Here is a 6,905-nt window from a genome sequence, read left to right on the forward strand (position 1 = left end):
CCATTGAAGAGATTGCGCGGAGAGCAGTCGTCATTGGTCAGGATAGTCTTGATCTGCGATAAAGCCTCATGACGAAAGACATCCCATGTGTCGGCCTCATGTTCGAGGCTATCCAGCAGAAAAAAAGCCTGTTTTTGCTTAATCCAAACGGCTCCGCCGAGATACTCGTCATGCCCATGTGAGACCCACCACGTCCAGAACGCAAATACGCCCTCATGCGTATTCAGGTCCATGGTCGCGCGCAGGTCAGCTCTGTTTCGGTAAATTATCCATTGCAACGGTGTCGGCGAGACAAATCCGTTGTGTAGAAATGCGAAATGGAGTCTGTTCACCAGATCGCTGACCGGACCGGTTTCGTCCAATATGCAGGTCTTTAAATAGACGAGCTGAAGGTAGCGAATTCCGTCGACGACGAGATCTGAAGCATTCTCGCCGTCATTCAACGCGCTGTTCAGGACATTGACAATTTCCTGGGTTTGAAACCAGTTAAGGTCTCCGAAATACTCCGCTCGCCCGAATTGCAGCCACCAATTCCAGAAGGCCAGGATGCCCTCCTGTGTGCTGATATCGTGTAGATCCGTTATATCTTCACGATGGCGCTGAATGATCTGAAACAGCGGAGAGTTTGGTACGAAATTCTTATCTTCCGCTAGGATTGATAAATGAGTTTCGAAAAGAAAATGCGGATCTATGGCCGCAGACAGGCCCTCGAAAGTATGCCGCCCATGGCGAAGCCACCAATAGACCAATTTATCCAGCCCAATATCGGTCTCGATATCATATTGTAACTGAAAGGATGGCCCGCATGAGACCCAGGAGGAAATAACTCCCGTCGGCACGCAATAGCCAAAACAGACGCGTCGATAGCCTTGCCGCAGCAAATCTACGATATTCGAAGAAGCCGATCGCAAAATAGGAGATTGAGTTTCGGCAGTCATGATTATCCTGATATTGCTTGTCTAGTGGCCCACGCTAGACCGCTAGGTTCCGATCGAACTGGTGTCCATATCAGATCTCGACCCACGCGCGAAGCACCGATGACTGGCGGTCAAAACGTGCCGCAATTTAGTAGTGCGTCAACTTCCGCGGCTTCTTCCGGGCGAGAGCCCAGTCGTCAAAATCGGTGATATGTTCAAACAGAACGTCCTTTTTCCAATGGTCGTCCAGAATAAGGGAATGAAGCGGTGCGAGCAACGACTTCGGATTGAAGGGCAGTTTCATATCCGACATCGTACTGTAAAAATCGCTCGCGAATTTCCTGGCTCCATCGATGACCTGCTCCACCGCCAGTAATAGATGGCTATCGCCATGCCGACGGGAGTCGGCCATCGACAGGACGTCTCCCGTTTCTGAAACCTGGAGAGATATTATGGAGTGATGGGGGGCCGAAAACAGAAACTCCACGACCACACGATTATTGTACATGGCCTTGATATCGCTCGAAAGGTAGTCCGGGCCGGCAAACATTGCTTTCATGCAGCTCTTCTTTTGACGAGCCAGGCATTCTTCGCTTTCTGTTAGAGCAAGATAATAGCCCTTCACGTCGAGCGGAAAACAGTCGGCAATGGCCGTCTCAAATGCCGATTGTGTCGTTCCGTTCCAGCCGACGTCAACGATGCCAACTTTGTCATTCGGACGTATGCCAATATTAACCAAAGTGGAAAACACGCCCCGGCTATTTTGCTGGCATGTTCTTATGATGTGCCATTGCAACGCGATGAGAAGGTCGTGAATCCTTGGCAAAATATCTGCCGTAATCGTGACATTGCCACCTAATCCAAGATCATCCAGCAACTTCTGCTCAGGTGCGGGTACGTTTATTCTAGTGAACAGCTCCGCCGGCGTAAGGCCAAATGCGCCTGACGTCAGGAAAGGCAGGAACGTGAGGAAATTATTCTCGTTTATCGATGCAAGCGTAAAGACGGTTCTGGAGCCCTTGAAATACGTAAAGGAGGTATCGATCGGATTCGGATCAAATTGACGTATCTGATCGACGATATATCCATCGCGCGCCATGAGAAGCACATGACTGACCCCATCGGCGACAACCTCCTTCTTCAGCCATTCATAGAAGGCAATCGCCGCAGGTCCGGCATAATGATAGCCCAGTGCCTGATAAGTGCCGGAATGAATGTCCTCCGGATGCTTTTTCGATAGACCTCTCGCGACCGAATATTCCGTCGATTTTACTGTGGGCAGGACAGGCGGAACCCGATCGTTTCGATAATGGAACACCTGCAGACCTTTTTCTGCTGCACGATCCACGTCTGAGATCGGATTATCTCCAATATGAAGGATGCGACCCGGGGGGACGCCGGTTTCCCGCGCAATATAGCTGAAAAGCTCTCCTGTATCCCTCTTGGTGCAGTTCACTTCCGAGGAAACGAAAATATCGACTGCCGGAATTTCGAAGGCTCTCAAGACATCTGCGAAATAGCTTTTCGGAAGATACATATCCGATGTGATGATGACCTTTTTCCCAGAGGATATAAATTCCTCGAAGGCTGCTACGACTTCCGTATTCGGCAGAGCGACACGAAGCTCCATCTCATATTCTAGCGACATGATCTCATCGGAGTTCACATCGTCATGAGAAAACTTCTCATAAATTCCGCGCATCGTAATTTCTTTTCGACCATCGGAATGCATCTGAGCGAAGGCGTCGCTCTGTGCTTTTCGTCTGATCTCACGAAAGCCCTCGATTCCCGCGCGCTGTCCCACGAGGTCGAAGACATCCTCAGGATCGATCACCGTTCTCAGAAAGAGCGTGTCAAAGAAGTCGAAGGATATGATGTCCGCATTTTGCGCAGATGCGATCAAATGCGAGAGAACATCGGTGTCGAGCATATTGCCACCAGCCTGAATCTTGTCATTCATATCGCATAATCGAAATTGATGCCGTTCGGGTGAAGGTTGGGATTATAAAATGGATCATGCCGGAAGTACTTAGGGTGCTTCACATAAAGCGCGCGCATCTCTCTCTGGAGGCGTAGCGTTTTTTCCACATCCTCGCGATCAAGTCCGCGGCTCACGGATTCATGATGATATAATACCGCCTTCTGGCACATGACATTGTAGAGCCCTGCTTCATGCAGTCTGAAGCAGAAGTCAACGTCATTATAAGCGATGGGGAAATTTTCGTCGAAACCGACCACGCGCTCGAATTTCGTCTTTTGTACCATTAAACAGGCGCCGGTTACCGCCAGCCAGTTGTATTCAAGGAGATTCCGGACGAAGTAGCCGGGCATGTCGGGGGCGCTGCCCAGAAAGGCGTGTACGGGACCCTTTGCAAGATTCAGCACGCCGGAGTGCTGTACGCGGTTACTGTTCGGATAAAGAAGTTTTGCACCAGCGGCTCCGATATGTGGTAATTGGGCATAGCCGATCATACGCTCCAGGAAATCCGGAGTGAAAACCTCCGTATCGTCATTTAGGAAGAGGAGAAAATCGCCGTCAGAATGTGAGGCGCCGATATTGCAAAGCGCCGAAAAGTTGAATGGCGTATTGCTTCTGACGACAACGGCGACCTTGCTCTCGGAAAGAACACGAAGGTAGTCAATCGTCGTTTTGTCCACGGATCCGTTGTCAACGATGACGATCTGCTTATGAGGATAGGTCGCCTTTTCGACTAAAGAATCCACGCAGCGTTTCAGAACATTCACATTATCGCGCGTTGGAATGATGATCGATACAAGGGGCTCGCCCATGACGTGATAGTTGACTGAAAAGTATCCCGGCAAGGCATCCAAGGGCTCAACCGTCCCAGCCAAACCTCGCCGCTGTAGTGCGTCTTCCCTGACCCGGCGACTTGCATCCAGAACATACGGCTTTTCCGTCAGGGCGCCAGCTACCGAACCCGGAATGATACGCCAATGATATAAAACCTTGGGAATATGACGGATGTTTTGGGTTTTTTCCGTCACTCTCAGGATGAGATCCCAATCCTGACAACCATCATACTTGCTCCGCAAGCCACCAATATCCAGAAGGAGCCGGCGTCTGATGCACGAGACATGGCACACGTACATAGTGCTCATCATGGTGTCCGGCGACCAATCTGGCTTGAAATGGGGCATGCTGAAGCGCCCATCAAGATCGATCTTGTCTTCGTCGCTGTAGATGTAATCCGGATCGTATGCATCGACGCAGAGCGCCAGTTCGAAGAGACAATCCAGCGTCAGCTCGTCGTCATGATCGAGAAGAACGACATATTCGCCTGATGCCACCTCGATGCCGGCATTCGTCGCTCCGGCGATGCCACGATTTTCGCTCTGCCAATAAACTTTGATGCGCGGGTCCGCGAGCTGATCGAGCAAATCCTTTGCCTGCGGATCCGGACTGGCATCGTCAACGATGATGAGTTCCCAATGGGGGTACCACTGGCCGGTAACCGAACCCAGTAGCTTTTGCATGAGTGATTCGGGCGTATTGTATGAGGGGACGACGATGGAAAATGTCGGTTTCGTGGAAAGAGATGCAAGACGATGACCGATATCCGCAGGCTCTTGCGGAGGGACGAACACGTATTCGCGCTTATCCTCGGCGATCTTGTAGATCCCGTTTTCGAGAGAGAGAGCCGCAAGCGATCTCTGCTGGTTGATGGCCTGGTATATATGCGGCCGGGACACAGACAGATCACGCAGATTATCGATCGTGGAAACGTAACCTAGGTAAACCGAACCGATCGTCAGCCTTCCAGGTTGGCAACTCGGGTCGAACCGCAATGCCTTCGCTCCTTTTTCCAGAAGGATTGCAGCTGCGTATCTGTCTTGCTGAGCGTAAAAACTCAGGGTGACACATTCTCGCTCGTTGTAACCGCTGCCGCTATCGACATAAAGTGTCGGCTGCATCAACGACCGAATTCCGTCGGGAGCATCGATCACTAGTTCGTACAAACCGGCAGACAACTCTCCACCCGGCCATTCCATTTGGAAATAGGGGTCGCCTCCAGTCATGTCATAGACGGAGATTTCTTCTGTGGAGCCCAGCAGGGTCAGATCGTTCCCAGCTCGAAGGTCCATCTTTCCAGGGACGAAGGAACTGAACACGAGAAATCCTTTCACTCAATTCTCTTGCAGCCGTCAGACCGCCAACAGCAGCACTTTAGCAAGTGCATATCACGATCTATGTTTTCGGGTCGAGCCAAAGGCAGCGTCGCATAACATAGTGGGGAACGCAGACACCCGAGCCTATTGGCGAACGGGTGCCCCAAGAGTCAACGCCCTACTTTCAATTTCAACAGCTCCAAGAGGTGCCTTGTCGGACCAGGTTGAAGATGACGGCTGCGCATCTCTTCCGTCAGTTGATTCCGGGTTCCAGTGTCCAGTGCAGTAGTGACTGCAGCCCGTATCGCTGCCGGATTGTTCGTCTCAACGTAGATTGGCAATGATCCAAACACTTCCCTCGACCACGGATGATCGTTCAGAACCATTGGACTTCCCGCCAGCGCTGCTTCCAGAGATGAAAAGCCGGGGGCATCATCGCCAAGCTCTAGGTAGACGGAGCAGCTCTGCATGGCCGAGCGAAGGATCTCCGACGCTGGCTGCATATACGGCAGGAAGCGGACGTCATCGCCTGCGGCGGCGCGGCATTGATCGTAATAGCGCTTGTCCGCATATCCGCCGACGAAAATCAGCGGAATATTGATACCCTTGAGCGCCTCGATCGTTTCGAGCTGCCGCTTGTGTTCAGCGATTTGCCCAACCCAGAGGATGTATCTGTCGAGGCCGTAAGCGGATTGGAAGAGGCCCTCTTCGGCCGGCTTGCCGAAACCGGGCGCAATGCCCGGTGGAACGACGGCAATCTTGTCATTGGCGATGACAAAATTCTTTTGGCAGAGGTCTTTCTCGACATGCGTGCGTAAGATGACCAGATCGGCGAGGTCGAGGTGACGCTGAACGACGTCATTTGCCTTGTGCTGCTGATCAAAGAAATTGAAATTCGGAATCAAGGCAATCGGCTTTCCCGCAGCTTTTATATCCTGCAGCAGACCTTCTCCGCCGCCGTGAGCGGAAAAATGAATGACCGCGTCATAGGCGCTTAGGCGCCTGGAGTTCGGCCCATAAAGGTCTGCGCGAACACCGACATCGTTGATATATTCCGCTAGCTGATGCAGTTCCGTTTCGCCGCCGCCAGGCGACAGGAATGCTTGGTGATAGGTGGTTAGCAAGAGTCGCAAACGTTGATCCTTTAACGCTACGCTTACAGTGGTGACGCATCTATTCCCGTGGAACTTACAGATTTCCTTGTGCCGGCGCCAGGGGAGACGACAATAGAAAATCGATCGACAGGACGTCTTACGCTGAGCTTGACTGCGGATGCCCACATCCTAGGAGATGGGGTGTTGGTCTTCGAACGATAGGCACTGTCGGCCCAGACGGTCCAGGCGGTGTTGGTCTTGGCGACGACGTTCCTGAGTTGAGTGCCGGCATGGGCGGCCGCGCTCGTCACCGTCCACCCCATCGCTCACGATGCCGGCATGGTTCTTGTAGCCAAAAACCGGAATGGCGATGTCGTGCTGCTTGGTCGCAGCTGATGTCGGCCTTCGTCGGTTGCTTTGCTTTGGAGTACTTCACGTCCAACGCGCATCCCGATCCTTCGGGCAAGCTTGGCGGGCTTGCCACTCCACTCGTCAGGGATCTCACCAGCCTTGAGCGCGTCTTTCTGGTCCTGGCTGTTGTGCTGCCTGGGAGCCCGGATGATCGTTGCATGAATGATCTGACCACCTGTGGCCAGATAGCCCGATCGAGAGAGATGCTTGTCGAAAAGGGGCGAACAGATTGTCGATGCCACCAGACCGCACCAGGCTTTCGCGAAACAGCCAGATCGTCTTGGCATCCGGAACCTTGTCGGAAAGCTCGAGACCGAGAAACCGCATGAACGACTACCCGTCCTGGATGACGAAC

Annotated in this window: 5 protein-coding genes; all 5 read right to left on the reverse strand. The window is 52.4% G+C overall.

Features of this window, described 5'->3' with window-relative positions; all coding sequences use genetic code 11:
- Positions 1 to 938: hypothetical protein (locus tag GDN47_RS31665; protein ID WP_152095049.1), on the reverse strand; the 938-nt coding region annotated here is incomplete at its 3' end.
- A 127-nt stretch (positions 939 to 1,065) separates the two neighbouring features.
- Positions 1,066 to 2,877, reverse strand: coding sequence for an HAD family hydrolase (locus GDN47_RS31670; protein ID WP_152095050.1), 1,812 nt, complete (start codon positions 2,875 to 2,877; stop codon positions 1,066 to 1,068).
- A complete protein-coding gene (locus tag GDN47_RS31675) occupies positions 2,874 to 5,063 on the reverse strand; it encodes a glycosyltransferase family 2 protein (RefSeq protein WP_210386790.1) in 2,190 nt (729 codons plus the stop codon). The genes GDN47_RS31670 and GDN47_RS31675 overlap by 4 nt, the downstream gene beginning before the upstream one ends.
- A gap of 152 nt (positions 5,064 to 5,215) precedes the next feature.
- Positions 5,216 to 6,325: a glycosyltransferase family 4 protein gene (locus GDN47_RS31680; RefSeq protein ID WP_233790232.1), complete on the reverse strand. Its 1,110-nt coding sequence runs from the start codon at positions 6,323 to 6,325 to the stop codon at positions 5,216 to 5,218.
- Between the two features lie 315 nt (positions 6,326 to 6,640).
- Positions 6,641 to 6,877, reverse strand: coding sequence for a transposase (locus GDN47_RS32815; RefSeq protein WP_352231214.1), 237 nt, complete (start codon positions 6,875 to 6,877; stop codon positions 6,641 to 6,643).
- Positions 6,878 to 6,905: the final 28 nt, after the last annotated feature.

This window comes from Martinezella dioscoreae, from assembly GCF_009176305.1.
GTDB classification, from domain to species: domain Bacteria; phylum Pseudomonadota; class Alphaproteobacteria; order Rhizobiales; family Rhizobiaceae; genus Rhizobium; species Rhizobium dioscoreae.

Bases quoted from the DNA above. Each gene is read 5' to 3' on its own strand.
- GDN47_RS31670 (WP_152095050.1), bottom strand. From the start codon at position 2,877: ATGAATGACAAGATTCAGGCTGGTGGCAATATGCTCGACACCGATGTT.
- GDN47_RS32815 (WP_352231214.1), bottom strand. From the start codon at position 6,877: ATGCGGTTTCTCGGTCTCGAGCTTTCCGACAAGGTTCCGGATGCCAAG.